This window comes from Comamonas sp. BIGb0124 (assembly GCF_003752175.1).
Classification (GTDB): domain Bacteria; phylum Pseudomonadota; class Gammaproteobacteria; order Burkholderiales; family Burkholderiaceae_C; genus Comamonas_F.
The window spans coordinates 13,012-38,725 of the sequence record NZ_RJVF01000013.1 but is presented as its reverse complement, the minus strand read 5'-3'; the positions used below and the strand labels follow the sequence as shown (position 1 = coordinate 38,725).

General features: G+C 64.3%; 24 protein-coding genes. 15 read left to right on the top strand and 9 right to left on the bottom strand.

The window, feature by feature from the left end:
- Nucleotides 1-6: 6 nt before the first annotated feature.
- Nucleotides 7-1,293: a TolC family protein gene (locus tag EC845_RS16565; RefSeq protein ID WP_123299250.1), complete on the bottom strand. Its 1,287-nt coding sequence runs from the start codon at nucleotides 1,291-1,293 to the stop codon at nucleotides 7-9.
- Nucleotides 1,294-1,421: 128 nt separating this feature from the next.
- On the opposite strand from EC845_RS16565, the gene EC845_RS16560 reads away from it, so the two are divergent.
- Together EC845_RS16560 and EC845_RS16555 are read left to right on the top strand one after the other, a co-directional pair.
- Nucleotides 1,422-2,108, top strand: a complete 687-nt coding sequence (locus EC845_RS16560) for a heavy metal response regulator transcription factor (protein WP_123299249.1) — start codon at nucleotides 1,422-1,424, stop codon at nucleotides 2,106-2,108.
- Nucleotides 2,105-3,466 carry a heavy metal sensor histidine kinase gene (locus EC845_RS16555; RefSeq protein ID WP_123299248.1) on the top strand — a complete coding sequence of 454 codons (1,362 nt, stop codon included), beginning with the start codon at nucleotides 2,105-2,107 and terminating at the stop codon, nucleotides 3,464-3,466. Before EC845_RS16560 ends, EC845_RS16555 begins: the two co-directional genes overlap by 4 nt.
- A 77-nt stretch (nucleotides 3,467-3,543) precedes the next feature.
- Here EC845_RS16555 and EC845_RS22175 read toward each other — a convergent pair whose 3' ends face one another.
- Nucleotides 3,544-4,056, bottom strand: coding sequence for a hypothetical protein (locus EC845_RS22175; protein ID WP_148077322.1), 513 nt, complete (start codon nucleotides 4,054-4,056; stop codon nucleotides 3,544-3,546).
- Nucleotides 4,020-4,919, bottom strand: a complete 900-nt coding sequence (locus tag EC845_RS16545) for a LysR substrate-binding domain-containing protein (protein WP_123299246.1) — start codon at nucleotides 4,917-4,919, stop codon at nucleotides 4,020-4,022. The genes EC845_RS22175 and EC845_RS16545 overlap by 37 nt, the downstream gene beginning before the upstream one ends.
- Nucleotides 4,920-5,053: 134 nt before the next feature.
- Between EC845_RS16545 and EC845_RS16540 the strand changes: the two genes are divergently transcribed.
- Nucleotides 5,054-8,113: an FAD-binding and (Fe-S)-binding domain-containing protein gene (locus EC845_RS16540; RefSeq protein ID WP_370451347.1), complete on the top strand. Its 3,060-nt coding sequence runs from the start codon at nucleotides 5,054-5,056 to the stop codon at nucleotides 8,111-8,113.
- A 46-nt stretch (nucleotides 8,114-8,159) separates the two neighbouring features.
- Here the strand turns inward: EC845_RS16540 and EC845_RS16535 are convergent, their stop codons facing one another.
- Complete coding sequence (locus tag EC845_RS16535) at nucleotides 8,160-8,948, bottom strand: IclR family transcriptional regulator (protein ID WP_123299245.1); 789 nt, start codon at nucleotides 8,946-8,948, stop codon at nucleotides 8,160-8,162.
- Nucleotides 8,949-9,108: 160 nt separating this feature from the next.
- On the opposite strand from EC845_RS16535, the gene EC845_RS16530 reads away from it, so the two are divergent.
- From EC845_RS16530 to EC845_RS16490, 9 genes are all read left to right on the top strand, one after another.
- Nucleotides 9,109-10,878 carry an FAD-dependent oxidoreductase gene (locus tag EC845_RS16530; RefSeq protein WP_123299244.1) on the top strand — a complete coding sequence of 590 codons (1,770 nt, stop codon included), beginning with the start codon at nucleotides 9,109-9,111 and terminating at the stop codon, nucleotides 10,876-10,878.
- Between the two features lie 44 nt (nucleotides 10,879-10,922).
- Complete coding sequence (locus tag EC845_RS16525; RefSeq protein ID WP_123299243.1) at nucleotides 10,923-11,699, top strand: SDR family NAD(P)-dependent oxidoreductase; 777 nt, start codon at nucleotides 10,923-10,925, stop codon at nucleotides 11,697-11,699.
- Nucleotides 11,700-11,787: 88 nt separating this feature from the next.
- Nucleotides 11,788-12,987 (top strand): ABC transporter substrate-binding protein, encoded by a 1,200-nt coding sequence (locus EC845_RS16520; RefSeq protein ID WP_123299242.1) that lies wholly within the window; start codon nucleotides 11,788-11,790, stop codon nucleotides 12,985-12,987.
- Nucleotides 12,988-13,056: 69 nt separating this feature from the next.
- The gene (locus EC845_RS16515) at nucleotides 13,057-13,980 is read left to right on the top strand and encodes a branched-chain amino acid ABC transporter permease (protein WP_123299241.1); all 924 of its coding nucleotides are present in this window, start codon (nucleotides 13,057-13,059) and stop codon (nucleotides 13,978-13,980) included.
- On the top strand, nucleotides 13,977-15,752 hold the full coding sequence (locus tag EC845_RS16510) for an ATP-binding cassette domain-containing protein (protein WP_123299240.1): 1,776 nt from the start codon (nucleotides 13,977-13,979) through the stop codon (nucleotides 15,750-15,752). Before EC845_RS16515 ends, EC845_RS16510 begins: the two co-directional genes overlap by 4 nt.
- Before the next feature lie 14 nt (nucleotides 15,753-15,766).
- Nucleotides 15,767-16,477 carry an ABC transporter ATP-binding protein gene (locus EC845_RS16505; RefSeq protein ID WP_199739828.1) on the top strand — a complete coding sequence of 237 codons (711 nt, stop codon included), beginning with the start codon at nucleotides 15,767-15,769 and terminating at the stop codon, nucleotides 16,475-16,477.
- Between the two features lie 30 nt (nucleotides 16,478-16,507).
- Nucleotides 16,508-17,467, top strand: a complete 960-nt coding sequence (locus EC845_RS16500; protein WP_123299239.1) for an MBL fold metallo-hydrolase — start codon at nucleotides 16,508-16,510, stop codon at nucleotides 17,465-17,467.
- 35 nt (nucleotides 17,468-17,502) lie between these two features.
- The gene (locus EC845_RS16495) at nucleotides 17,503-18,639 is read left to right on the top strand and encodes an NADH:flavin oxidoreductase/NADH oxidase (RefSeq protein ID WP_123299238.1); all 1,137 of its coding nucleotides are present in this window, start codon (nucleotides 17,503-17,505) and stop codon (nucleotides 18,637-18,639) included.
- A complete protein-coding gene (locus EC845_RS16490) occupies nucleotides 18,620-19,357 on the top strand; it encodes an EthD domain-containing protein (protein WP_233598120.1) in 738 nt (245 codons plus the stop codon). The genes EC845_RS16495 and EC845_RS16490 overlap by 20 nt, the downstream gene beginning before the upstream one ends.
- 96 nt (nucleotides 19,358-19,453) lie before the next feature.
- On the opposite strand, the gene EC845_RS16485 is transcribed toward EC845_RS16490, so the two are convergent.
- The 3 genes from EC845_RS16485 to EC845_RS16475 all read right to left on the bottom strand — a co-directional run bounded on the left by EC845_RS16485 (nucleotide 19,454) and on the right by EC845_RS16475 (nucleotide 21,268).
- Entirely contained in the window at nucleotides 19,454-19,984 is a 531-nt protein-coding gene (locus EC845_RS16485) for an AAA family ATPase (protein WP_123299236.1), read from the bottom strand.
- A gap of 117 nt (nucleotides 19,985-20,101) precedes the next feature.
- Nucleotides 20,102-20,650 carry a GNAT family N-acetyltransferase gene (locus tag EC845_RS16480; RefSeq protein WP_123299235.1) on the bottom strand — a complete coding sequence of 183 codons (549 nt, stop codon included), beginning with the start codon at nucleotides 20,648-20,650 and terminating at the stop codon, nucleotides 20,102-20,104.
- A gap of 12 nt (nucleotides 20,651-20,662) precedes the next feature.
- A complete protein-coding gene (locus EC845_RS16475; protein WP_123299234.1) occupies nucleotides 20,663-21,268 on the bottom strand; it encodes a helix-turn-helix domain-containing protein in 606 nt (201 codons plus the stop codon).
- A 235-nt stretch (nucleotides 21,269-21,503) separates the two neighbouring features.
- Between EC845_RS16475 and EC845_RS16470 the strand changes: the two genes are divergently transcribed.
- Both EC845_RS16470 and EC845_RS16465 read left to right on the top strand, forming a co-directional pair.
- Entirely contained in the window at nucleotides 21,504-22,196 is a 693-nt protein-coding gene (locus tag EC845_RS16470; RefSeq protein ID WP_123299233.1) for an HD domain-containing protein, read from the top strand.
- Nucleotides 22,197-22,254: 58 nt separating this feature from the next.
- A complete protein-coding gene (locus EC845_RS16465) occupies nucleotides 22,255-22,614 on the top strand; it encodes an ASCH domain-containing protein (protein ID WP_123299232.1) in 360 nt (119 codons plus the stop codon).
- Here the strand turns inward: EC845_RS16465 and EC845_RS16460 are convergent.
- On the bottom strand, nucleotides 22,590-23,585 hold the full coding sequence (locus EC845_RS16460; protein WP_123299231.1) for a helix-turn-helix domain-containing protein: 996 nt from the start codon (nucleotides 23,583-23,585) through the stop codon (nucleotides 22,590-22,592). The two genes, EC845_RS16465 and EC845_RS16460, sit on opposite strands and share 25 nt — an antisense overlap.
- Before the next feature lie 13 nt (nucleotides 23,586-23,598).
- Here EC845_RS16460 and EC845_RS16455 point away from each other — a divergent pair, with 13 nt between their 5' ends.
- Nucleotides 23,599-24,231, top strand: coding sequence for a cysteine hydrolase family protein (locus EC845_RS16455; RefSeq protein WP_199739827.1), 633 nt, complete (start codon nucleotides 23,599-23,601; stop codon nucleotides 24,229-24,231).
- Between the two features lie 50 nt (nucleotides 24,232-24,281).
- Here the strand turns inward: EC845_RS16455 and EC845_RS16450 are convergent, their stop codons facing one another.
- Complete coding sequence (locus EC845_RS16450; protein WP_148077321.1) at nucleotides 24,282-25,649, bottom strand: glutamate-cysteine ligase family protein; 1,368 nt, start codon at nucleotides 25,647-25,649, stop codon at nucleotides 24,282-24,284.
- Between the last annotated feature and the right edge of the window lie 65 nt (nucleotides 25,650-25,714).

The following is a 25,714-nucleotide window of genomic DNA, read 5'->3' as shown; positions in this document are numbered from 1 at the left end:
AAAAAATCAGGAGTCGAGGCGGCCGCCGGTCAGCCGGTCGATGTCGGCCGAGGCGAGGTGTGTTTCCAGGACGAGGTCGAGGTACTTCTGTCGGATGGCGATCAGGCTGCGCTGTGCATCGACGACATCCAGAAAGCTGAACTTGCCCAGGGCATAACCGCGCGTAGCCAAGTCGTAAGCTTGGCTCGCGGCCGGCAGGGCCTGCTGCTGCAGGTGCGCGGCTTGCTCTCTGGCGGTCCGCAGCCGCTCGCGGGCCGTGTAGATGTCGGCCGCGACAGCCGATCTCGTCGCAAGCAACTGGGCTTCGGCCTGTTCGATGCGGCTGTAGGCCTCGCGCGTGGCGCCGCGATTTCGGTCGAACAGCGGCAACGGCACTTTCACGCCCACGATCAATCGGTTGCGTCCGGCTTCTTCCTCGCGTGCAAAGCCGAGGCTGACGGTCGGTTGTTGCCAGGCGCGGCTTTCTTCGAGCGCTCCACCGGCACGGGCCGCTTCGAGTGCTCGGCGGGCACGCACGTAAGCCGGTGATTCCAGCGCGAGCAGGCTCGGGTCGTCCGGCAGCCCATCGTCTTCGGCCGGCTCCAGGGTGCCGGCGAGTTGAAAGGCATCGCTCCGGGGCATGCCCAGCACCGCGGTCAATTGGGTCTTCGCGACACGAAGTGCGGATTCGGCGGTACTCACCTCGAGCGTCACGGCGGTCTGTTCGACTTCGGCCCGGGTCTGTTCGAGCGGAGCGACCTTGCCGGCCGCGACCCGTTTGGCAGCGGCATCCCGTGCGGCCCCTGTCAGTTGCCGTGTGCGCTGGGCGAGCTCGACGCGCTCCTGCGCGGCCAGGACGCTGTAGTAAGCCCGGACAAGCTCGGCCCGCAGCGCGGATTGGGTCAGGATCAGGTCGGCTTCGGCGATGGCGACCCCGGTGCCGGCCTGCTTCATCGAAGCCTGGCGCCGGCCCGACAGGTCGAGCGGTTGATCCAGCTGAGCCGTCCAGGTGCGATAGCCTTTTCGGGTGTCCTCCTGGCTCAGGCTGAGTTCCGGGTTGTCCCGAACGCCGCTCTGCTCGAGTGCCCCCTGGGTTGCCTCGACCTCGAGCGTTGCGGCCTTCAGCAGCGGGTTGGCCCGTCGTGCCAGGGCCCAGGCGCGCTCGAGCGTCAGCGAACCCGAGGGGATGCCGGCCATCGTGTGCACGGAAGGCGAGGGCCCTTCGCCGGCGGATGCGACCGAGCCGAAGCCCGACGAAAGAATCGCCAGGACCAGCAGGGTCGGGCTCCACGATGATGATTGTTTCCAGGCCATCCACACTCCCTTTGTTATCGTTGTGGGTTGAGCGGCAGAGTCTAGAAACGCACCCCCGACGGGAGATTGACCCGGAGATTACAAATTTGTCATCTTCGTTTCGGGGCCATGCATGAAAGAATGACGGCATGAAACTGCTCTTGATCGAAGACGAAATCAAACTGGCCGGCTATCTCAAGAAGGGCCTGTCCGAAGAGGGTTTTGTGGTCGACATGGTGCACAACGGGGTCGACGGGCTTCATCTGGCGATCGAACAGTCCTACGACGTCATCGTTCTCGACGCCATGCTGCCGGGCATCGACGGTTTTGCCGTGCTGGCGGCTCTGCGGCAGACCAAGCAGACGCCGATCCTGATGCTGACGGCCAGGTCGCAGGTCGAAGACCGGGTTCGGGGCCTGCAGAGCGGAGCGGACGACTACCTGGTCAAGCCGTTTGCATTCGCCGAGCTGGTGGCACGCCTCTTTGTCTTGCTGCGACGCAATCAGGGCTCGGTCAGTCTCGCCGAGCCCACGGTGCTTCATGTCGCCGATCTCGAAGTCGATCTGATCAAACGCAAGGTCTTCAGGGCGCGCACCCGCATCGATCTCACGGCCAAGGAGTTCTCTCTGCTCGCATTGCTGCTGCGGCGCAAAGGTGAAGTCCTTTCGCGCACGCAACTCGCGGCCCAGGTCTGGGATATGAACTTCGACAGCGACACCAACGTGGTGGAGGTCGCCGTTCGGCGCCTCCGGGTCAAGCTCGATCAGCCCTTCGAGACGCCGCTGCTGCACACCGTGCGCGGCATGGGTTACGTGCTCGAAGAGCGGGCGCCATGAATGCCGGCAAGCCCGGTCCTTCGCTGATCACGAGGCTGTCGTTGTGGCTGGCGATCCAGGGTCTGTTCGGGGCGGCTCTGCTGTGCGGTTCGGTCTATTTTTTCGTCGCCTTGTCGCTCGAGCAGCGGCAGGACGAGATCCTGCTCGACAAGGAAGCGACGATCAAGCACGTGCTTGCAGAGAAACGGCCCAAGAACCTCGACATGGATCTCCAGCACAACCTCGAAGACGTGCTTGCCGGCTACGACGAGCTGTCTCTTGTCATCGTCGATGAGAACGGCAAGACGTTCTTCAAGCGGGAGGGCACACGCAACGACCCGAGATTCATCGCCCATCGGCGATTTCCGGTCTCGATCGCGTTGCGCGACGGCTCTTACATCGATGCCGAAGCCGAGATGCTGTTCGACTTCAGCCAAGACGACGACCTGCTCGATCAACTGGCCTGGATCCTGACGATCGCTGCGGCGCTCGGAACCCTGCTGGTGTCGTGGACCAGTGTGTGGTTGGTCAGAAAAGGCCTGAGCCCGCTGGCCGCGCTGGCGGCACAGACGCGACAAGTGTCTGCGCTCGACAACCACAAACGGCTCGACGCTGCGGGACAGCCGCAGGAGCTCGTGCCCCTGATCGCCCAGTTCAACGATCTGCTCGAGCGGCTGGCGGTGTCCTATGGGCAGATGCAGGCCTTCAATGCCGATGTGGCGCACGAACTCAATACGCCGCTCGCCACCTTGATCAGCAGCTCCGAACTGGCTTTGCGCAAGCCCCGGCCCGTCGAAGAACTGCGCGAGGTGCTGGGCTCGAATCTGGAAGAGCTGCAGCGCATGGCCGGCATCGTCGCCGACATGCTGTTCCTTTCGCGTGCAGACCGGGGCCAGGGCAATGCACGCCGGGTGCGTGTTGCCAGCCTGGCGCAGTTGGCGGCCGAAGTCTCGGATTACTACGAGGCTTTGCTTCAGGACAAGGAGCTGCACGTCGCATTCGACGGCGACTCGCCGGCCCGGGTCGACATCGGTCTGATCCGGCGGGCCATCGCCAACCTCGTCGGCAATGCCGTTCGATATGCACGAGCCGGAACGGCGATTCGCATCCGGATCTTCTCATCCGCATCCGCGGCGGGCACCCCTGCCGGCCCGTGCGTGACGCTGCTGGTCTCGAACGAAGGCGACACCATCGACCCGCAACACTTGCCGTGCCTCTTCGATCGTTTCTATCGCGCGGACGCGTCACGGGAACACGCGGACCTGAATCACGGCATGGGATTGGCCATCGTGGCGGCCATCGCGAATATGCACGGTGGAGAAACCAGGGCCCAATCGGAAAACGGCAAGACCCAAATCGGTTTCACGATCGGCGAGTGAAACGTTCGGGCAATAAAAAAACCCGCATCGAGCGATGCAGGTTTGTTGTTCGTATTATTTCGAGTATCGAAAGATAATCAAGGGCCCGTGGCACGATCGACGCCGGCGGCGCGAAGTTGCTCGGCATACCGCAGGGTTTCCGCATCGATCTGCTGGCGTGTCATGCCTCGGCCTGCTGCGGATTCTGCCGGAAAATTGGAAGCATCCGATCGAGCCAGGTCCTGGCCTTTTAGGGCTTTACGTGCCTCGGCCTGCAGCTCGGCACGCGATGGGCCTTGCTGAAGATGATCGGGATAGGCCGTCAGGCGCGACCCTTCCTGGTGCCAGTATCCGGTGGCATTTGCGGCAATCGGCATGGCGCATGCGGCTGCCGTTGCCAATCCCAGGGTCGTCATCGTCTTTTTGAAATCAACTGTTTTCATCATATAGCCTCGGTTTAGGTAAAAGCTGGGTTTGTTTTTGTTTTCCCAGGTGAGGCCATAGTCTAGAAAATGCAGGCCGTCGTTTGCTGGACAGCCGTATGACAAATCCGTCATCGAAACCTCGGCAAGGGTCAGGCGCTGTCGTTGGTGAGCGAACTCAGCAGCCATTCGCGCAGCGGCGCCAGGGCCGGCAGGTCTTCGTTGCGCGGCGGATAGATGAAGTAGTAGCTGCGGCGGCTGGGCACCGTTTCGCCGAAGGCCACGAGCGTGCCCCGCATCAGTTCGTCCTTGACGAGTGAATGGGGCAGCACGCCGATCCCCAGTCCCGCAGCGACGGCCTGGATCAGGTGCGAGGTCAGCTCGAAGCTCGGGCCGTGCCGCATGGGCAAGGGGTCGATGGCGTGATGAGCCAGCCAGTCGGACCAGGCCTGCGGATAACTGACGATGGTCAGGAAGGTCTGTGCATACAGCCATTGCGGGCTGGGCATCTGCGAGTGGGGCCGCACGCCGGGTGCGCAGACGGCGATCAGCGACTCCTTGGCCAGCCGGTGCGCCACGAGGCCCGGCCAGGCGTCTTCGCCGACGGTGATGGCGGCATCGATGTCGCCGGCACTGAAATCGACCGCGCCGATACGCGAGTGGATGTGCACATTGGCGCCGGGGTGCAGGGCGTAGAAGGCGTGCAGCCGAGGCAGCAGCCACTTCGAGCCGAAGGTCGGCAGCGTCGCCAGCCTGAGTGCGCCGAAACCCGATTGAGACGACATCGCCTGCAGGGTCGCCTGCCGGATGCGATCGAGCGCGGGCCGCAGTTCTGAGTGGTAGCGGCGGCCCACCTCGGTCAGCTTCACCGAGCGGCCCTGGCGGCGAAACAGCGCGGCGCCGAGCTGCTCTTCCAGCGCCTGGACCTGCCGGCTCACGGCGCTCTGGCTGAGCGCCAGCTCGTCGGCCGCCCGGGTATAGCTCTCGTGCCGTGCAGAGGCCTCGAACACCAGCAGCAACGACATCGAAGGGGTGAGTTTGCGGGGATTCATGACTTCCATGCATGTTTCACGGACAAAAAATCCGTTTGTGGAATTGTGGCAGAACGGCCAGACTCACCGTCGTAAGATTCCACGCGGCATCGCTTGCAGCGGCGATGCGATAGCCAAAGAAATACATGACCACGATGAATATGATTGCCGAACTCCCCACCCGAGAATCGGAGCTCTCCCCCAGGAATCGAGCCTTCATGGATGCCGTTCGGGCCGAGGGTTTCAAGGGCGAGATCTGTACCGATCAGGCCAACCGCACGGTGCATGCCACCGACAACTCGATCTACCAGCGCCTGCCGCTCGCCGTGCTCTATCCCCGCGATGCCGACGATGTGCAGAAACTCGCCGGCGTGCTGGCGCGGCCCGAGCATCGCGAAGTGGTCCTGGCACCGCGTGGGGGCGGCACCGGCACCAATGGCCAGTCCCTGACCGATGGCGTGGTGGTCGATCTCTCGCGTCACATGAACCGTGTGCTGGAAATCGACACCCAGAAACGCTGGGTTCGGGTGCAGGCCGGCGTGGTCAAGGATCAGCTCAATGCCGCGCTCAAGCCCCACGGCCTGTTTTTTGCGCCCGAACTGTCGACCTCCAATCGCGCCACCCTGGGCGGCATGATCAACACCGATGCCAGCGGGCAGGGCAGTTGTACCTACGGCAAGACACGCAATCACGTGCTCGAGCTGGACTTCGTGCTGATGGGCGGCGAGCGTTTTCTCAGCGCACCGCTGGACGACGAAGCGCTCGATGCGCGCTGCAGCGAGCCGGGCCGCGTGGGCAAGGTGTATCGCACCGCACGCCGCATCGGCGAAGACAAGGCCGAGCTCATCGCCGAGAAGTTTCCGAAACTCAACCGCTGCCTGACGGGCTACGACCTGGCCCATCTGCGCGAGGAAGACGGCCGGTTCAATCTCAACAGCGTGCTGTGCGGCGCCGAAGGCTCGCTGGGTTTTGTGGTCGAGGCCCGGCTCAACGTGCTGCCCATTCCCAAGTACGCCGTATTGGTCAATGTGCGCTACGCCAGTTTCATGGATGCGCTGAAGGACGCCCGAGCCTTGATCGCCCACCGGCCGCTGTCCATCGAGACCGTCGACTCCAAGGTGCTGTTGCTGGCCATGAAGGATTTTGTCTGGAACAGCGTGTCCGAGTACTTTCCGTCCGACAGCGCGTCGCCGACCCTGGGCATCAACCTGGTCGAATTCAGCGGCGACGACCCTCTGGAGGTCGATGCCCGGGTCCAGGCCTTCATCGCGCATCTCGGCCGCGATGCCGGCGTGCAGCGGCTCGGCCATACGCTGGCGATCGGCCATGCCGCGGTGTCGCGGGTCTACGGCATGCGCAAGCGGGCCGTCGGCCTGCTCGGCAACATCCAGGGCGAAGCCCGGCCTCAGCCCTTTGTCGAAGACACTGCGGTGCCCCCCGAGAACCTGCCCGAGTTCATCGCGGATTTCCGGGCGCTGCTCGACGGGCATGGACTGACCTACGGCATGTTCGGCCACGTCGACGCCGGCGTGCTGCATGTGCGGCCGGCCATCGACATGAAGGATCCGCGGCAGGCTGCGCTGGTCCGCACCGTCTCGGACGAAGTGGCCAAGCTCACCCAGCGTTATGGCGGCCTGCTGTGGGGCGAGCACGGGAAAGGCGTTCGATCGGAGTACTCGCCCGCTTTCTTCGGTGAGCTCTACGGCTCGCTGCAGCAACTGAAGGCGGCGTTCGATCCGTTCAACCAGTTCAACCCCGGCAAGATCGCCACCCCGCCGGACAGCAAGACGCTGCTCCTGAAGATCGACGGCGTGCCGACGCGCGGCGAGCACGATCGGCAGATCGACGAGCGGGTATGGCAGAGCTACGGCTCGGCCATGCATTGCAATGGCAACGGGGCCTGCTACAACTTCGATCCGGACGACGCCATGTGCCCGTCTTGGAAGGCGACCCGGCAGCGCGTGCACTCGCCCAAGGGCCGGGCGTCGCTCATGCGCGAGTGGCTCAGGCTGCAGGGCGGGCAGGGCGTCGACGTGCTGAAGGTCGCGCAGCAGAAGCGGTGGCCGTGGTCGGGCCTGACCGGCCGGGCGCGGCAGTCCGGTCAGGCCGGTCGGGACGGCGACGATTTTTCGCACCAGGTCTACGACGCCATGTCCGGCTGCCTGGCCTGCAAGTCATGTGCGGGCCAGTGCCCCATCAAGGTCGATGTGCCCGAGTTCCGGTCGCGCTTTCTGGAGCTCTATCACACGCGTTACCGGCGCCCGCTGCGCGACTATGTGATGGCCTCGCTCGAATTCGTGATGCCTGCGGCAGCGAAGTTTCCGGCGGTCTTCAACGGCTTGATGAAACAATCCTGGGTCCGCCAGGCGATGGCATCCGGACTCGGCATCGTCGACAGCCCGCTGCTGAGCCGGCTCGACATCGCCGCGGCGCTCGAGGCCCACGGGGTGCGTCATGCATTCGTGCCCGAGCTGGAGGCGCTCGATCCGGCGGAGCGCGCCCGCAGCGTGATCCTGGTGCCCGACAGCTTCACCTATCTCTTCGAGACGGAACAGATGGTGCCGCTCATCGAGCTGGCGACACGGCTGGGCTACCGGGTGTGGATGGCGCCGCTCAAGCCCAACGGCAAGCCCTTGCATGTGCAGGGTTTCCTCAAGACTTTCAACCGTGTGGCCCGGCGCAACAGCGAACATCTGTCCAGCCTGGCGCGCACCGGCATTGCGCTGGTCGGCCTCGACCCCGCGATGACGCTGGTCTACCGGCAGGAATATCTCAAGGTGCCCGGATTGACGCAGGTGCCCGAGGTGCTGCTGCCGCAGGAATGGCTGGCCCGGGTATGGCCTCGCGCAGAGAAAACCGAGACGGCGCCGCAGACCGTCACCTATCGCTTGCTGCCGCATTGCACCGAGCGAACCAACGCACCGGTCAGCGTGGGGCAGTGGCAGGAGGTCTTCGCCAAAGCGGGCCTGAGCCTCCAGGTCGAAGCCAGTGGGTGCTGCGGCATGTCGGGCACCTACGGTCACGAGGCGCGCAACTACGAGACCTCGCGCGTCATCTTCGAGCAATCCTGGAAAAACGCATTGGATGCGAGCGGCGTTTCGGCAGACGCCGAGCCTTTGGCCACGGGGTATTCATGCCGCAGCCAGGTCAAACGTTTCGGTGCCCGCGAAATCAGGCACCCCTTGCAGGCGCTGCTGGCGCATGCAAGGTTCTGAACGCACGGGGGCGATGCGGGATCGGTGAGGCGGGGCTAGCGCGGGGTTAGCGCTCTTGCGGGTAGTCCCTGCCGATCCGCCGTGAGACCTCTTGCGCGCATTGCCGCAAGGGGCCGGCGATCACACCATCCCATTCGCTGTCGAAAGTCGCGGCCGGGCCCATGACCAGGATGCCCAGCACCAGGTGCCCGGCAGAGTCGAACACCGGGGCGCACAAGGCGTCGATGCCGGGAATGGGCTGGCCCCGCGTGCGCGCCAGGCCGTGTTTGCGCGTTTCCGCCAGCAGGGTCTCGAGCGTGTCCGAATCGACCGGCGGGCCCTGGACCGTGCCGTAACTCAATCGCGAGATCTCTTCGGACAGCAGCCGCTCGACCACTTTGGGCGGCATATAGGCGGCGAACAGCCGTCCCGTCGCCGTGTTCACCAGCGACATGACCGTGCCGGTACGCAGGTTCACGTGCAGCGGCTGTGCTGGTTCTTCCAATCGGACGATGGTCGGGCCGAAATTGCCCCACACCGCGACGGCCACGCTCTGGCTGGTCTCGTCCGCCAGGGCTTCTATCAGAGCCGAGGCTTCCTTGACAGGGTCCATGCGCTGCAGGCGCGTCAATCCCAGTTGCAGCGCCAATGGCCCGAGTTCGTAATGACCCACCGCGGTCTGCGTCACGAACCCCACCTTCAGAAAACTGACCATGTACGGGTGGGCTTTTCCCGCCGTCATGCCGGCCGATTTCGCGAGATCTTTCAGCGCGACAGGACGTACATGGCGTGCCAACTGAAGCAGCAACGCGCTACCGATTTCGATGGATTGAATCCCTCGACGATTTTTTTCCATTGCCGGGCCAGATGAGAGAGAGGTTCGCAGTATATCCATAAGGGTTTACCCGAAAATATCGAATGCACTAGAGCTAATCGTATCATCTGATAGTGTTTGACGCGTTGACAATGATCAAACGATTTCTATAATTCGTCCAACACCTGTTAGGAGAGTTCAGATGGAGCAAGACGTGGTCAATGTGGATGTGCTGATCGTCGGCACCGGTGCATCCGGGATGGCGGCAGCGGTCACTGCCAAGGCTCAGGGACTGAAAGTCCTGGTTGTCGAGAAAGAGGCTCTGTACGGCGGCACGACCGCACGGTCCGGCGGCTGGCTGTGGATTCCAGGCACCCGCCTGGCGACCGAGCAGGGCATCGAAGAGCCTGCCGGCGCGGCAACGGCCTATATGCGCCACGAGGCCACGACGCACTACGACGAAAAGCGGGTCGACGCTTTCCTGAAGCACGGCCCCGAGGCGATCGAGTTCTTCACCCGCAACACCTGTGTGCAGTTCGACATGCCGGCGGTGTTCCCCGACTACCACGCCGAAGCCCCTGGCGGTCAGCCCGGCGGGCGCTCGATGGTGACGCGTCCCTTCGATGGGCGGGAACTGGGCGCTCGCGTCAAGCAGCTCGCGCCGCCGCTGCCCGAACTCACCGTGTTTGGAATGATGCTGGGCTCGGGTCCCGAGATCAAACACTTCATGCGGACGTTCAAGTCGTTCACCTCGTTCGTGTATGTCACCAAACGGTTGAGCCGCCACTTCCTGGATGTGCTCCGGTTCGGCCGGGGCATGACGCTGACCAACGGCAATGCGCTGGCCGGACGGCTGGCGAAGGCCGGCATGGATCTGGACGTGCCGGTCTGGCTGTCGTCTCCGGTGCGCCAGTTGATCGTCGAACAGGATCGCGTCACCGGGGCCGTCGTTCAGCATGAGGGCAAGACCCTGCGGGTGCTGGCCTCGCAGGCGGTGGTGCTGGCCTGCGGCGGTTTCCCTTACGACGTGGCACGGCGCAAGCAGCTCTTTCCGCACGCCCCTACGGGCCATGAACATTACTCGCCGTCGCCTTCGACCAATACCGGCGACGGGCTGCGTCTGGCAGAAGCGGTGGGCGGCCATGTGGACGGCACGATCCCGCATGCAGCGGCCTGGGTCCCCACGTCGGTGACCCGCCGCAAGGACGGCAGCCCGGGCGTGATGCCCCACTTCATCGACCGCGCCAAGCCGGGTGTCATCGCCGTCACCACGCAGGGCAAACGCTTCACCAACGAGGGCAATTCGTACCACGACTTCGTGCAGGACATGGTCAAGGCCTGCGAGGGCCAGGGCGAGGTGACGGCCTGGCTGCTGTGCGACCACAAGGTCTTGCGGAACTACGGTCTGGGCTGCGTGGCGCCGGCCCCTCTGCCCATCGGCCGCCACCTGCGCTCGGGTTATCTCAAGCGCGGCGCGACCTGGGCCGAACTGGCCCGCGAGATCGACGTACCGGCTGCCACGCTGGAGCGCACGGTCGAGGCCTTCAACGCAGACGCGGCGCGTGGCGTCGACAACGCCTTCGGCAAAGGCAGCAAGGCCTACAACCGTTATCAGGGCGATGCGCTGGTGACGCCCAACCCCTGCCTGGCCCCGCTCGAACAAGGGCCGTTCTATGCGATCAAGCTGGTGGTGGGCGATATCGGCACCTTTGCCGGCCTGGTCACGAACGAGCATGCGCAGGTCCTCGACGACGACCGGCAGCCGATCGCCGGCCTGTATGCCGTGGGCAACGACGCGGCCAGCGTCATGGGCGGCAACTATCCGGGCGCCGGCATCACGCTCGGACCCGCGCTGACTTTCGGTTATGTGGCGGGCATGCACATCGCCGCCGCCCGACGCCAGGCCGGCGAACACGATGCCGATGCGCTGCGCGTCGTGCCATCGCGCGAAAAGACACTCGAGGTGGCTTGAGTCATCGCTCGCCCCCCGCTCGACAACGACAGGAGACACAAGACATGAATTTTCCCGATACGCTCGCACCCCGTTTGCTGGAAGGCCGCCTGGCGCTGATCACCGGCGCAGGGCAGGGCAACGGCCGCACCATCGCCCTCGGTCTCGCTCAGGCGGGTGCCCGGGTGATCGTGACCGATCTGAACGCGTCCACCGTCGACGAGACGGCGAGTGCCATCCGGCAAGCGGGCGGGCAGGCCTGGTCGTATGTGCTGGACGTGACCCAGGCCGACGACTGCCATGCACTGGCCGCCCGGGTGGCGGACGAAGTCGGCCAGGTCGATCTGCTCGTCAACAACGCCGGCATCATCATCCGCGAGACCACCTCGTCCCCGCGTGCGGCAGCCAACTGGAAAAAGACCATCGATGTCAACGTCCACGGCACGTTCAACGTGACCCATGCGTGGCTCGATGCGGTGAAGGCCACCCGGGGCTGTGTCATCAACATCGCCTCGATCGCTGCTTACGCGGGGCAGGCCGCCAGTCTCGGTTACGCGCCCAGCAAAGGCGCGATCAAGATGCTGACGCAGTCCCTCGCGCAAGAGCTGGCGCCGGCCGGGGTTCGCGTCAACGCGCTGGCGCCCGGCGTCATCGCGACGCCCATGACCGCAGCGACGCGCGAAGACCCCAAGCGCCTCGAATCGTTCATGACCCGCATCCCCATGGGCCGGGTCGGCGAAACCGAGGATCTGGTCGGTCCCGTGATCTTCCTGGCCTCGGACATGGCGCGCTACGTCACGGGCATCACGCTGCCCGTGGACGGCGGTTTCCTGGCCGTGTGAACGCCAGGGCCGCAGCCCGGCAACGACAGTCAAGCCGTCACAGAACGGCAGTTTTAGAGCCTCAAGCCCAACTCAGTAGGAGACAACCATGAAACTGAAAAGCATCTATACCTCGGTGATCGCCGCCCTCGCCCTGACGGCCGTGGCCCATGCCGCCCATGCCCAGGACATCAAGCTGGGCTACAACGGAGACCTGTCGGCATCGCCCTCGGCGCAGAGCGGGCAGGCTGCGGTGCTCGGCATGGAGGCCGCGATCGCGGACATCAATGCCGCCGGCGGCGTGCTGGGCCGCAAGCTCACCCTGGTGACGCGGGACGACACCTCGGCACCGCCTCGGTCCATTCAGAACATGAGCGACCTGATCGACCGCGAGAACGTCGTCGCGGTCTTCGGCCCGACGAACTCCGGCAATGCGATGGCCTGGAAACACATCGCCAATCAGAAGAAGATCCCGGTGATCGGCAACGTGGGTTCGGGCACCGACATCACCAAGCCGTCCAGCCCGAATGCCGACAACTACATGTTCCGCGTGTCGATGGTCGACCGCGAGCAGGTCGCCGCCTTGATGGCGTACATCAAGAAGAACGCGAGCCAGTCCAAGGTGATCGGCCTGATGGCCGAGACCACGGGCTACGGCCAGGGCGGTCTGAAGGACATGCAGGAAATCGCCGAGATCCAGGGCATCAAGCCCGCGGGCACCGAGCGCTTCGGCGTGGGCGACACCGACATGACGTCGCAACTGAGCAAGATGAAGGCCGCCAATGTCGACACCCTCGTGGTGTGGGCGCAGGGAACGCCGATTGCCCAGTTGATCCGGAGCATGGACAAGATCAACTACCACCCGCTGGTGCTGACCTCTTGGGCCGCCGACAACATCACGTTCTACGACGCAGCAGGCAAGACGCTGGCCGAAAAACCCCTGTTCATGCGCACCGTCAGCGAAACCAAGACCCCCGCGCAACAGAAGCTGTTCGACCGCATCGGCTCGAAGCTCAAGGCCCCCGGATCGTTTTCTTTCGCGCTGCATGGCTATGACTCGGTGCTGATCTATGCCGAAGCCGTCAAGCAGGCCAAGTCGACCGACGGCGCCACGGTGCGGGCCGCGCTCGAGGATCTGACGACACCGGTCCAGGGCTTGCTCAAGACCTACGACAAGCCGTTCAGCAAGACCACGCGCGAAGCCCTGACGGCCAAGGATCTGGTGTGGATCAAGTGGAGCGACGGCAAATTGCTGCCGTACAACGACGCCATCATCGGGTCCTTCCAGCCCGCCGATTTCAAGCAATAAGTCATTGATTGCAATCGCCGGGGAGGCGCGCGTGCGTGCGCCTCCCCGCGCGACAACGGAGACACAGTTATGGCAGAAGCGCTACTTCAGGCGTTGATCAGCGGACTAGCGGTGGGCGGAGCCTACGCATTGGTCGCGCTCGGCTTCAGCATCACCTTCACGACCACGAAGACCCTCAATTTCTCTCACGGAGAGTTCGTGTCGATCGGTGCTTTCGTGGGCATGAGCGCCTTGCTCCTGCTGCTCGGCTTACCCGTCACGTCGACCACCTTCGGCGAGGCTTTTCCGGGCGCGGCGTCCCAGTTGCTGGCCCTGGCCGCAGCGGTCGGCGTCATGGGCGTACTGGGCTGGGTCTTGTACCTGGTCGGGGTGCGGCCTTTCGCGGGCCGGCCCGGCATGGCCTGGGTGATGAGCACCCTGGGCTTCGGCGTGATCCTGCAGAGCATCGGCCTGGCCATCTGGGGGCCCAAGCCGGTGGTGGTTCCGGGGCCGATCGGCGACGAGGTGATCCGGTTCGCGGGTATCGGCATCCGGCCGCAGGAGCTTCTCATCCTGGGCGTCGCGGTGGTCGTGATGATCGCCTTCGACTGGATCATGAACCGGACGATGGTCGGCAAGGCCATGCGCGCCGTCGCAGCGAATGGCCATGTGGCCAGCCTGATGGGCATCAACACAAACGCCATGATGATCGGCGCTTTTGTCGTGAGCTCGGCGCTGGCCGGCTTGTCCGGATTTCTGCTGGCGCCGATCGCCCAGGCCTCTCTGTACATGGGCCTGATCGTCGGGCTCAAGGGATTCTCGGGCGCCATGATCGGCGGACTGAGCAATCCAAGAGGCTGCGTCATCGGCGGATTCGCCTTGGGCGTGCTGGAGTCGATGGTGAACCTGTGGCAGGCCCAATGGCGTGAAGTCGCGGTCTTTGCCTTGGTCATCCTGGTGCTGGCCTTCCGCCCGACCGGTCTTTTCGGCAAACGAATCGTGGAGAAGGTATGAGCCGATTGAACCATCTTCTGGGCGTGGCGGTTGCCGTTGCCGTGCTCATCGGCGTCACCTCGCTGGTGAGCAACGACTACTACCTGCGCATCGTCTTCATGATGTGTGTCTATTACCTGTGTGCGGTCGGCATGAACGTGCTGGTCGGTTACGCCGGCCAGAAATCGCTGGGCCAGGCCGGGCTGTTTGCGGCAGGCGCCTACGCCGTCGCGCTCATCACCTCCCGGTCCGAGCTGAGTCCGTGGCTGGCCCTGGTGCTGGCAGCGGCGATCTCCGGGTTCTGCGGTGTGCTGATCGCCTTGCCCTCGCTGCGCGTCAAGGGCCCCTATCTGGCGATGGTCACGCTCGCGTTCGGCATCGTCGTCGAGAAGCTGATCGGCGAATGGACCGATGTGTTCGGCGGCGCGCAGGGGATCTACGGCATCCGGCCGCTGACCTGGAACGACGTGCCCTTCGACACCCAGCAGTGGGTGTGGTTCGGCATCGTGCTGTGTGCGGTGACCCACCTGTTGCTGCGCAATCTGCTCAAGGGGCGATTCGGGCGCGCCTTGCTGTCGCTGCAGGCCGACGAGATCGCTTCGTCGTCGGTGGGTGTACGGGTGTATCGCGCCAAAGTGATCGCTTTTGTCGTCGCCGCCGTGACGTGCGGCATCGCCGGCGCTCTGGTGGCGCAGCAGAACCAGTACATCAATTCCGATTTCATCACCTTCCATCTGTCGATCTTCATCCTGCTGCTGGTCTTGTTCGGCGGTGCCGGATCGACTTACGGCCCGCTGATCGGCACCGTGGTGCTGACCGTCATCGATGCGATGCTGGCCCGCTGGCCTTCGGCTCAGCATTTCCTCTACGGTTTTCTGCTGCTGTTCGCGCTCTACGCCATGCCGGGCGGTGTGGCCGGGCTGTTCGCGAAGTGGTGGCGCAAGCCGAGCGCAGCGCCCGAGCCTTCGGGTCTCCCGCCCAAGCGGATCGGTTCGGGCGGCAGCGGCGATCTGCTGGTGGTCGACAACGTGACCAAACGTTTCGGCGGCGTCAAGCCGGCGCAGAACGTGTCGTTCCGGCTTCAGCGCGGTCACATCCACGCCCTGATCGGACCGAACGGTGCCGGCAAGAGCACGATGATCAACATGCTGGCCGGTCTCATCGACCCCAGCGAGGGAACGATCTGTTTCCAGGGCAAGGACACGGCCGGCAAGCCGGTTCACGAGATCTGCAAGATGGGCATGGGACGCACGTTCCAGAACCTGCGCCTGTTTGCCGATCTGTCCGTGCTCGACAACGTCATGCTCGGCCGCCACAGCCGCATGGAAAACGGCTTCTGGGCGTCGCTGCTGGCGTTGCCGCGGGCCCGTTCGCAAGAGGCGGCGACCCGCACCCGCGCACTGCAACTGCTCGAACTGGTCGATCTGCTGCCGCTGGCGCATCAGCCCGCCGGCAGCCTCTCGTATGGACTCCAACGGCGGGTCGAGCTGGCCCGGGCCCTGGCCACCGAACCGCAGCTGCTGCTGCTCGACGAACCGGCCGCAGGCCTGAATCCGCAGGAAACCGCCGAGCTGGGCCGGCTGCTGGTCAGGATCGGCTCATGCGGCGTGACCATCCTGATGGTCGAGCACCACATGGATCTGGTGATGTCCGTGTCCGACCACGTCATCGTGCTGGACTACGGCATCAAGATCGCCGAGGGCAAGCCGGCCGAGGTCCAGGGCAATCCGCGTGTCGTGGAAGCCTACCTGGGGGTCGACGACGATGCTGCGCCTGCCCCCGTTCCCGCCTGATCCTGGAGCTAGAGATGTTGAAACTGGAAAACGTGAAGGTCAGCTACGGGGCCATCGAAGCCGTCAAGGGCGTGAGCCTCGAAGTCGGTGCCGGCGAAGTCGTCACCATCATCGGCGCGAACGGTGCAGGCAAAAGCACCTTGCTCAAGAGTGTCGTCGGATGGGAGCTGCCGTCCGCCGGCCGTATCGTGCTCGATGGCCGGGACGTGACCACGGTGCCGGCTCACCAGCGCGTCGCCATGGGACTGGCGATGTCGCCCGAGGGGCGGGGCGTGTTCGCCGATCAGACGGTCCGTGAAAACCTCATGCTCGGCGCCTATTCCCGCCGTCGCGATACGGCGGCGATCGACGCGGCCATCGACAGGGAGTTCCGGCGCTTTCCGAGGCTGCGGGAACGGCAGGATCAGCAGTCGGGCACCTTGTCCGGCGGCGAGCAGCAGATGCTCGCGATCTCGCGCGCCCTGATGAGCGACCCGCGCCTGCTGTTGCTGGACGAGCCGTCGCTGGGTCTGGCGCCGCTGATCATCCGCGACATCTTCAATGCGATCCGCGAGCTGCGGCAGGACGGACTCACCATCCTGCTGGTCGAACAGATGGCCAAGCAGGCACTGGGCGTCGCCGATCGCGCCTACGTGCTCGAGACCGGTCGGATCACCTTGCAGGGCTCGGGGCAGGAACTGCTCGACGACCCCAAGGTCAAGGCGGCCTACCTCGGCAGCCATTGAACTTCGAATCATCTACCCATAAGGAAAAACATGTCGACAACAAAGAAATTTGCCTCGCAGGCCGATCTCGAAGAAAAGAAGGTCACGTTCAGCCAGATCTCCGAACATGCCTGGGCCTACACGGCCGAAGGCGACCCGAACACCGGCGTGATCATCGGCGACGATGCCGTGCTGGTCGCCGACACCCAGGCCACGCCCGCGATGGCTGCCGACGTCATCCGTCGCATCCGCGAGGTTACCGACAAGCCCATCAAGTACGTGGTGCTGACGCATTACCACGCCGTGCGTGTCCTGGGCGCCAGCGCGTTCCAGCCCGAGCAGATCCTGGCCAGCCAGGACACCTACGACCTCATCGTCGAGCGTGGCGAGTTCGACAAGGCCAGCGAGATCGGGCGTTTCCCCCGCTTGTTCCGAAACGTCGAGACGGTGCCGGACGGCCTCACCTGGCCCACCATGACGTTCACCGGCAAGATGACGCTCTGGCTGGGCCAGGTCGAAGTGCAGTTGCTGCAGTTGGGCCGCGGCCATACCAAGGGCGACACGGTGGTCTGGCTGCCGCAAGAGCGTGCGCTGCTGAGCGGCGATCTGGTCGAGTTCGGCGCCACGCCCTATGCCGGCGACGCGTACTTCAAGGACTGGCCCAAGACACTCGACAACCTGGCGGCCCTGAAACCTGCGGCGCTGGTGCCGGGCCGGGGTGCGGCATTGACCACGCCCGAGTCGGTCGCCCGAGGCCTGGCCGAGACCCGCGATTTCATCTCGGACGTGTACGCGAGCGTCGAGCGGGGTGTCGGGGCGGGACACGATCTCAACCGCGTCTATCGCGACACCATCGAAGCACTGCGCCCGAAGTACGGCCAATGGGTGATCTTCGACCACTGCATGCCTTTCGATGTCACACGTTGCTACGACGAGGTGACGCGATACCCCGACCCCCGAATCTGGACTGCCGAGCGGGACATCGAGATGTGGAAGACGCTCGAGGGATGAGCCGCCGAGGCCCTCACGCCATTCGGGAGAAATGAATGTCCTTGCTCTTTGAAGCCCTTCGGCTCCGTTCGCTGCGGCTGAAGAACCGCGTCGTCGTCTCGCCCATGTGCCAGCATGCCGCCAATGCCGGATTCGCGACCCCGTGGCACATGGTTCACCTGGGCAAGTTTGCCCTGGGCGGCGCCGGGCTGATCCTGACGGAAAGCACCGCGGTGGACTCCCGAGGCCGCATCGGCACGGCCGACCTGGGGCTCTGGCGGGACGAACAGGTCGGGCCCCTGAAGGCCATCGTCGACTTCGTCCACCAGAACGGCGCGGCCATCGGTGTCCAACTGGCCCATGCCGGTCGCAAGGCCGGCAGCCAGCCGCTGTGGGAGGGCGGGGCGGCCATCGCCGATGCCGACATGCGGGCGGACGCCGAGCCCTGGGCGCGCCTGGGCCCCAGCGCCATCCGGGCGGGCCCGGCCTGGTCCGAGCCCGAAGTGCTCGACGAGCCGGGCATCGCATCCATCGTCGAAAGTTTTGTCGCCGCGACGCGGCGCGCCGACGAAGCCGGCTTCGATGTGATCGAACTGCATTTCGGGCATGGTTATCTGGTCGCCAGTTTTCTGTCGCCTCATTCCAACCACCGAACCGACCGGTGGGGCGGCAGCCTCGAAGGGCGCATGCGCCTGGCCTTGGAAATCGCAAGCCGCGTCAGACAGGCCTGGCCTGCCGGCAAACCGCTTTTCTGCCGGCTGTCCGCCGTCGATGGATCGGTCGACGGCTGGAGCCTGGACGACTCGGTGATCCTGTCCCGAGCACTCAAGCGCTGCGGTGTCGATGTGATCGACTGCTCGTCCGGCGGGCTGACCGAAGAAACCAAGGCGCTGCCCGTTCCACGTGGCCTGGGTTTTCAGGTTCCGTTCTCGGAGCGTATCCGTGCGGATGCCGGCATCGCCACCCAGGCGGTCGGAATGATCGTGAACGCCGAGCAGGCCGAGGGCATCCTCAGGGCCGGCCAGGCCGATCTGATCGCCATCGGACGTGAAGCCCTGCTCGACCCCTACTGGGCCCACCATGCCGCCCAGACCCTGGGCGTCGACCCCGAGTTTGCGCAATGGCCGGTGCGCCATGGAATCTGGCTGGCCAAGCGGGCGCCCGGACTGGCGCGTGCCCTCGATCGAACGTAAAGACATCCAAAGAAAAGGAGACGGTATGCAGGTCAGAATGGGTTTGCTGAAGAAAAAACCGGAGGCCAGCCCGGCCGAGTTTCGCGCCTATTGGCGCAACCATCACGCAGCACTCGCCTCGCGTGTGCCGAACCTGCAATGCTATTGGCAGAATGCGGTCACCGAGCGTCTGCAGCGCGGCATCGACTTCGCCAGAGGCCCCTGGGATTTCGACGGTTTTTCGCAACTGTGGCTGGACTCGGATGCCGCTTCGGCCGGTTTCAGGAACGGCGATCTGGCCGCGGAGTTGATCCAGGACGAAAACCGTTTTCTCGGCGATCTGCATGTGGTGACGGCCGAGCAGCGGGTCGTGATCCCCGTACCCCAACTTGCCGTCCGTGCCCGCCTGCTGAAGCGCATCTCGATCCTGCGGCGCAAGACCGGTCTGTCGGAAGAGGATTTCCGACGCGAATGGATCTTCCATGGCGAACTCGTCAAGAAGATGCCCGGTGTATCCGGCTACCGCCAGAACGTCGTGGTCGAACGTGAACGCGTCAAAGGCGTCCTCGGCGATTACGACGACCTTCCGATCGACGGCATCGTCGAGCTCTGGTTCGAAGACACCGAAAAACTGGCCGCCGCCTTCGCTTCGGCCCCGGGCCAGGAAACCATGCAGCACGCAAAGACGTTTCTGGAGGAAATCACGGCTTATGTCGTCGAGGAGGACAGGGTGAAATAAATGGACCTGGGCGCCGCACTCATTCTTGCCGGATCCTGAACCGTCCGTTCCGGGGTATTTCGTCCCAGGGCAAGGAGGAGGCCAAGCTCGGACGGATCATGTATCGCACGGCCGGTTTGCTGCGAGCTCGATGACGTCCATCACCCGCCGAACACGAGCCTGGACTGAGGTGTCCCCTTCGATACGAAGGATTGGACAACTGCGCTGCGCAAGCCAGGATTCGTGTTTGGCCAGACTTCGTCCTTCGGGCGGGCCTTCGTCGTATTGCGAGGCCCATGTCAGGAATGCCGGGTCCGCCGTACCGAAGCGCTCCGTTTCTCTCCGCCGAATACGCGCCAGCCGTGTCTGAGTCGCAACGAAGAGAAACACGATGAGGTCGAAAGCGTCTTCCACGTCGCGTCCCCATCCGACCAGACTGCCGGAGGCAATGACATCTTCGTTCACATGCAAGTCGCGCTGCAATGTCTGCAGTCGCTCCAACCCGTCACGTTTTTGCCGATACGGTGGCGAAGTCGGAATCCAGTAGTAGTCATCCAGATCGAGATGCGTGCAGTCCAATCGATTGCCGAGTATCTGTCCGAGGGTCGTGGTTCCTGACCCCGATGCGCCGATGACAAGAATCTTCATGTCCCGATTTTACGGACTCGGTCTGGTTCATGTAGGAGGCGGGAGCGGGCGTGCATCCAATCCCCTATTCGCAATCACGTTGAATTGCGCCAGGGCCCGGCTGACCAGACGACCACTTCATCGTACGCGCTTGTAGAAAAAAGTCGTGCCGCACATCGCGCCGTCCGGCATGAGTGCGTAATCCGGCACCATGCCCACCCTTTGCCAGCCCGCGCGTTGGTACAAGCGCTCGGCATCGCTGCCGGTTGCGGTATCCAGCACGAGCACGGTTTTTTCGGCGGCTCGCGCGGCGTCTTCCACCGCGGCCAGCAAGCGCTGCGCCAGACCTTGGCGGCGGGCTTTTCGATGCACCAGCATCTTGGCCACGTCGGCGCGATGAGGCTGGTTTTCGGGCATGCCGACAATCAATTGTGCGGTGCCGACGAGGTTGCCTTGCGCATCTTCTGCGATCAGCAAGATACGCTCTTCGCGAGCGACGCCTTCGGCTACACCGCGCCAGAATGCCCGTGCATCGGCGCGCGACAGAGGCCACATGAAACTCACCGAAGCGCCGCCCTGCACGCAGTCGATCAAGACATCGGCAAGCGCGTCGACGCAAGCCGCGGCCTCGTCGGCATTCAGGCGCCGGATGGTGGTGGAGAGCGGGGCGGGGACAGGATCGTTCATGGTTGTCTCGGTTCAGTCATGGCGCGATGCGAAGCGGCCGGGTGGCGGGGTGACCGTGGTCAGTGCGACCAGATACCGTGCGGGTCGTGTCCCGGGGTTATGGAACACGATCGGCTGATCGAGCTGCATGGCCAGGCAGTCGCCCGCCGCCAGTGACCAGGTGGTGGTGCCCACGGTCAGTTCCATGCGGCCTTCGATCAGCCACACCTGCTGATGAATCGCCGCATCGTGCACGGCAGAGTCCAGGGCCACACGCTGGCCGGGCGGAAAAAGGACCTCGACCATCTGCAAGGGTGAGGGCGCAGGTGGCGAGAGCCGCCGGCGGATGTAACCCGAGGCGGGGTCTTGCCAGACCGGCTGCCCGGATCGCCGGATCATGGGTGAGGGGGGGCTGCCCGCGTTGCGGTCCTCGCTGTCGTCGAAAAACGAGGCCAGTGCCACGCTCAGGCCGATGGCCAGCTTGTCGAGCACCACAGCCGTCGGACTGCTCTGGCCGCGCTCGATGAGCGAGATGGCGGAGCGGCTCACGCCACTGCGTTCTGCCAGCGCTTCGAGCGAGTAGCCGCGTGCATCGCGCAGTTCGCGCAGACGCTGGGCGATTCGGGTGTTGATGTCCATGCTGTCAGTTTAATAGATTAATTGTGCATTAAAGTAGAATTCGGAGATCGCGCAAGAACTGTAAAAACAGATTGAGGTTTGAGATGCACCAGGCCATCGCTCGGTCTGTCCGACGTTTTTCGTTTTTGGAGGCGCTCTTGCGTGGCTCTAACGCGCCACTGGTCAGACGCTGCTCTTGGCGATGCCATGCACGTCCAACCCGGCCGCGCTCGCCGCGCAAAACTAGAATCGGGCGATGACCACCGTGTACGCCCCCATTGCCGATTCATCCCCGAGTGCCTTCGATCCCCACGCCGAACTGGCCGCGCAGTTGATGCCCCATGCGATCGACACGACCAGCGGCACCCGCGACGGCGCCCACGACGAGGCTCATCTGCACCGCGTGTGGCGGAGCGTGCAGGGCATCCAGGCGGTCGAGGGCGGCGATCTGCGGGCGCTGCTGGCCGCCACGCTGCTGCACGACTGCGTGAACGTCGAAAAGAACTCGCCCTTGCGCACGCAGGCCTCCCGGCTGTCCGCACAGAAAGCCGCCGCCGTGCTCGCCGGGCTGGGGTGGCACCCGGAGCGCATCGCCGTCGTCGCGCATGCCATCGAGGCGCACAGTCACAGCGCCGCCATCGCTCCGCGCAGCGTGGAGGCGCGTATCCTCCAGGATGCCGACCGGCTCGATGCCATCGGCCTCATCGGTGCGGCGCGCTGCTTCTACGTGGGCGGCCGGCTGGGCCGGGCGCTTTACGATGACGCAGATCCGCGTGCACAGCAGCGCCCGCTGGATGACACACGCTACACCATCGACCACTTCCAGGCCAAGCTGCTGCGCCTGGCCGATGGCTTCCAGACGGCCGAGGGTACACGCCGGGCCGCGCTGCGGCAGCAGAGGCTGCGCGACTTCTACGAAGCGTTCCTGGGCGAGGTCGAGCATGGCTGAGACGACCCCGGCGGCTCGAGTTCATCTCATCGATCGCCCAACCTTCCGCGCATAGGCCATGACAAAATTCCTCGCCCTGTCCATCGTTGCGCCGCATGGCAAAAACATTGCCGAGGGTCGAAAGACCATCGAGGTTCGATCCTGGATGCCGCCCAGGCTACCCCTGCGCGATGTGCTGATCGTTGAAAACTCGGTGTACCTGACTCGAGAGGGGCAGACCGACCCCGAGGGTGTGGGTGTGGCTCTGGTGGACATCGACACGGCCGAACCCTGGCGGCCGTCTCAGGTCGAAGCCGCCTGCTCGGCGGGCTGGCAGCCGGGTTTTTTTGCCTGGCAACTGGTCAATGTCCGCCCGCTGCCCATCCCCCAGGCCGTCCTGGCTGCGCGGAAGTTCTACGAGGTCGAGCTCGATCTCTGAGTCCTCGACGGCTCTCGAGCGAAGTTTCTCCTCCACGAGGTGGGATTCACACCGAGCCTGTGCCTGAAGTGGTGGCGCAGCGAGACGACCGAGCCGAAGCCCGCCATTTCCGCGATGCGCTCGACGGATTGATCGGTCTGCTCGAGCAATCTTTGAGACAGCGTCAAGCGCTCGGCCAAGAGCCATGACTGCACTGTCGTGCCGGTCAATGCCTTGAAGTGACGCGTGAAGCTGCGACGGCTCATGCGTGTCTCCGACGCGAGACTGTCGAGGCTGTGCGCCTCATCGAGGCGCCGGCGAACCGAATCGATCAACTGCGCAAGCCGGGTTCCGCCCGCGCTACTCGGCAGCGGTTGTTCGATGAACTGCGCTTGTCCGCCTTGGCGATGCGGTGGCACGACGAGTCGTCTGGCCAGCCTGTTGGCGACCTCGCTGCCCAAGCGCCTGCGAACGATGTGCAGACAGGCATCGATGCCGGCTGCCGTGCCGGCGGATGTCAAGACGTTCCGGTCTTCCACGTAGAGCACGTCGGGGTCGATGTCTACCGCTGGAAAGCGTTCGGCCATTTTTTCCGCGTACACCCAATGGGTCGTTGCACGCCGGCCATCCAGCAGGCCGGCCTCGGCCAGAACATGCGCGCCAAAACACAGCCCCACGATCTGCGCGCCACGTGCGTAGGCCTCGCGCAGGGCCTTGAGCAGGCGCGCCGGCGGTCGTTCGTTCACGTCGCGCCAGCTGGGAACCACGATGGCATGCGCTTTCTTCATTGCACCCAGCGGTGCCAGATCCGACAGGCTGAACCCCGCCGTCGTCTTCAGCGGCAATGGATCCGCCGTGCAGACGACGACCTCGAAAGGGTAGTCTGCTCCCATCGCATCCCCGAAAACCATGCATGGAACGGACAGATGGAATGGGCTGATGCCGTCGAACGCGACCACGGCGACGCGGGTCTTCTGTGGGGTTTCCGGCATCTGATCCTACCTGATGGAAGATTGGCCCGATCTTATCGTTATTGGTTGTTCAGGCCAATCGCCAGATGCAGTCGGCGGTGAAAAAATCCGGCAATCCAAAGTAATGAGCCCACCCAGCAAGGAGCATCCCATGAGCACGCCCGCCCTCGTCGTCATCGACCTGCAGAACGACTATTTCGAGGGCGGCGCATTTCCGCTGTGGAATGCCGAGCCCACGCTGGCCGCCGTCGAAAAAGCCATCCGCATGGCGCGTGCCAAAGGCCTGCCCGTCGTGTTTGTCCAGCACGTTGCCCAAGGCCCTGCGCCGTTCTTCAACCCCGGCACGCCAGGGGTGAAACTCCACGACAGAATCGATGCACTCGTCGACTCGTCACCCGTGGTCACGAAACAGCATGCCGACGCATTCGAAGCCACCGGCCTGCACGACACGCTGCAAGGGCAGGGCGCAGACGAACTGATCGTTTGCGGGATGATGACCCAGAACTGCGTCACCCACACCGCGATATCTCGCCGCGCGGACGACTACCGAAAGGTGACGGTGCTGAAAGACGCCAGCACGACGGTCAGCGAGATCCTGCATCTCATCGCCTTGTCCGGCCTTGCCAACCGGGTGAACCTCGCCGCTGTCGACGAGACGTTTGCCTGAGCGTCAGCTCGTGGACTGTGCGGTGGTCGAAACCACGTCGCCCGCCGACGCTAGCCCAGCCACTGCATCCTTGCCGCATCCAGGTGGCTGGCTTTCAACGCCGCAAGACTGCCCTCGCGCCTGAATGCATCGACCAACGCGTTGGCCGGAGAGCGCCCGGCCTTGACCGCGTCGACGACAGGTGCCAGCAGGTCTTTTTCCGTGTTCGACCCGCTTCGGCGTGACAACCCGCGATCGACGATATCGAGCAGTTTCAGCGACAGGTCGCGCAGAGAACCCGGGCCGCGATTCGATAGGCCCAGCCGGCTTGCCGTCATGTAGATCTCGGGCAGATTGACACTGCCGAACCCTTTCAACAAGTCGAGCGCCTCTTGCCTTGACTCATCGGAATAGGCCAGACCCTTCCAGATCACAGCCAGCGCTGCCGCCATGGGGGGAGTGCAGGTATCGGCCGAGCGCAGCTCGACGACGCGCTTGAGGCGCGCCTCGGGAAACAAGGTGCCCAGGTGCATCGACCAGTCGTTCACCGTGGCCCGGTACCCGCTCCAGCCGTGCTTCAGGAACTGCGCAAAACGACAGTCGGGCACGACCTTCAGGTCGCCTGCACGCTGAATGAGCAAGAGCGGCTTTTCAAGTGCCCATCGGGTGTAGTGAGCGAATGCATGCTGCGGAAAACCGGACTCGAGCATGACCGGCGGGATCCCCGCGCGTTGCGAGCCAAAGCCGGACCAGGTCTGCATGCGGTAGCTGTTCCAGCGGGTGGGCCGCCCTTGGCTGAGCGGTGAGTTGCCAAACATCGCGACGATCAACGGCTGGCACTTCAATCCCAGTTGCAGCAGATGACCGGCATGCAATTCCGAGGTGTAGTCCAGCGAAACCTGCATCGAGGCCGTCATCTTCTGCCCGGTTGCCATGCGGGCCTGTTCCGTCAGGAGCGGCATCAACTCGCGGTATCGCCGCCGCGGAACGGTGGCAACGGAACGCGCCGAACCGAATGGCCGGTAGCCCGTGCAGACGATGGCGATCGCCAGTCGCTCGCAAACAGGCCACAGTTCACCCAGAAAGTGCACCAGTTCGCTCAGCAACGGTGCCACATCGTTGTGGGGTGAGCCGGAAAACTCCAGTTGTCCCCCAGGTTCCAGGCTCACCGAAGCCGCCTCGCGTCTCAGCCCGACGATCAGTCCGCCCTCCAGCACAGGCTGCCATCCCCGTGGGACGAGTTCTCCGAGCAGAGTCGACAGGCTGCGGTGGCCGAAGAACGGAACAGCCAACGAGGTCAGCTTGTCGATCAGCACCATCTCGTATTCGAGCCCTACACGTCTTCCGTGCAGCGGCTTGATCGAGTCATGAAAGAACCGGATGCAGTCGGCCTCTCCCGCCAGCACCACCGAATCAGGCGCGGGTCGATCGTCGGCCACGATCAAACGCCTCTCTTGATGCGGTCGTGAGGTCGGGCGGCATTCAGCAGCGGCGCAATGTCGCG

Coding starts and splice junctions, on each gene's coding strand:
- EC845_RS16505 (WP_199739828.1), top strand. CDS start 15,767: ATGTTGAAACTGGAAAACGTGAAGGTCAGCTACGGGGCCATCGAAGCC.
- EC845_RS16465 (WP_123299232.1), top strand. CDS start 22,255: ATGACAAAATTCCTCGCCCTGTCCATCGTTGCGCCGCATGGCAAAAAC.
- EC845_RS22175 (WP_148077322.1), bottom strand. CDS start 4,056: ATGGCTGCTGAGTTCGCTCACCAACGACAGCGCCTGACCCTTGCCGAG.
- EC845_RS16500 (WP_123299239.1), top strand. CDS start 16,508: ATGTCGACAACAAAGAAATTTGCCTCGCAGGCCGATCTCGAAGAAAAG.
- EC845_RS16540 (WP_370451347.1), top strand. CDS start 5,054: ATGAATATGATTGCCGAACTCCCCACCCGAGAATCGGAGCTCTCCCCC.
- EC845_RS16510 (WP_123299240.1), top strand. CDS start 13,977: ATGAGCCGATTGAACCATCTTCTGGGCGTGGCGGTTGCCGTTGCCGTG.
- EC845_RS16495 (WP_123299238.1), top strand. CDS start 17,503: ATGTCCTTGCTCTTTGAAGCCCTTCGGCTCCGTTCGCTGCGGCTGAAG.
- EC845_RS16470 (WP_123299233.1), top strand. CDS start 21,504: ATGACCACCGTGTACGCCCCCATTGCCGATTCATCCCCGAGTGCCTTC.
- EC845_RS16485 (WP_123299236.1), bottom strand. CDS start 19,984: ATGAAGATTCTTGTCATCGGCGCATCGGGGTCAGGAACCACGACCCTC.
- EC845_RS16565 (WP_123299250.1), bottom strand. CDS start 1,293: ATGGCCTGGAAACAATCATCATCGTGGAGCCCGACCCTGCTGGTCCTG.
- EC845_RS16520 (WP_123299242.1), top strand. CDS start 11,788: ATGAAACTGAAAAGCATCTATACCTCGGTGATCGCCGCCCTCGCCCTG.
- EC845_RS16460 (WP_123299231.1), bottom strand. CDS start 23,585: ATGCCGGAAACCCCACAGAAGACCCGCGTCGCCGTGGTCGCGTTCGAC.
- EC845_RS16555 (WP_123299248.1), top strand. CDS start 2,105: ATGAATGCCGGCAAGCCCGGTCCTTCGCTGATCACGAGGCTGTCGTTG.
- EC845_RS16475 (WP_123299234.1), bottom strand. CDS start 21,268: ATGGACATCAACACCCGAATCGCCCAGCGTCTGCGCGAACTGCGCGAT.
- EC845_RS16515 (WP_123299241.1), top strand. CDS start 13,057: ATGGCAGAAGCGCTACTTCAGGCGTTGATCAGCGGACTAGCGGTGGGC.
- EC845_RS16480 (WP_123299235.1), bottom strand. CDS start 20,650: ATGAACGATCCTGTCCCCGCCCCGCTCTCCACCACCATCCGGCGCCTG.
- EC845_RS16545 (WP_123299246.1), bottom strand. CDS start 4,919: ATGAATCCCCGCAAACTCACCCCTTCGATGTCGTTGCTGCTGGTGTTC.
- EC845_RS16525 (WP_123299243.1), top strand. CDS start 10,923: ATGAATTTTCCCGATACGCTCGCACCCCGTTTGCTGGAAGGCCGCCTG.
- EC845_RS16455 (WP_199739827.1), top strand. CDS start 23,599: ATGGAAGATTGGCCCGATCTTATCGTTATTGGTTGTTCAGGCCAATCG.
- EC845_RS16530 (WP_123299244.1), top strand. CDS start 9,109: ATGGAGCAAGACGTGGTCAATGTGGATGTGCTGATCGTCGGCACCGGT.
- EC845_RS16560 (WP_123299249.1), top strand. CDS start 1,422: ATGAAACTGCTCTTGATCGAAGACGAAATCAAACTGGCCGGCTATCTC.
- EC845_RS16535 (WP_123299245.1), bottom strand. CDS start 8,948: ATGGAAAAAAATCGTCGAGGGATTCAATCCATCGAAATCGGTAGCGCG.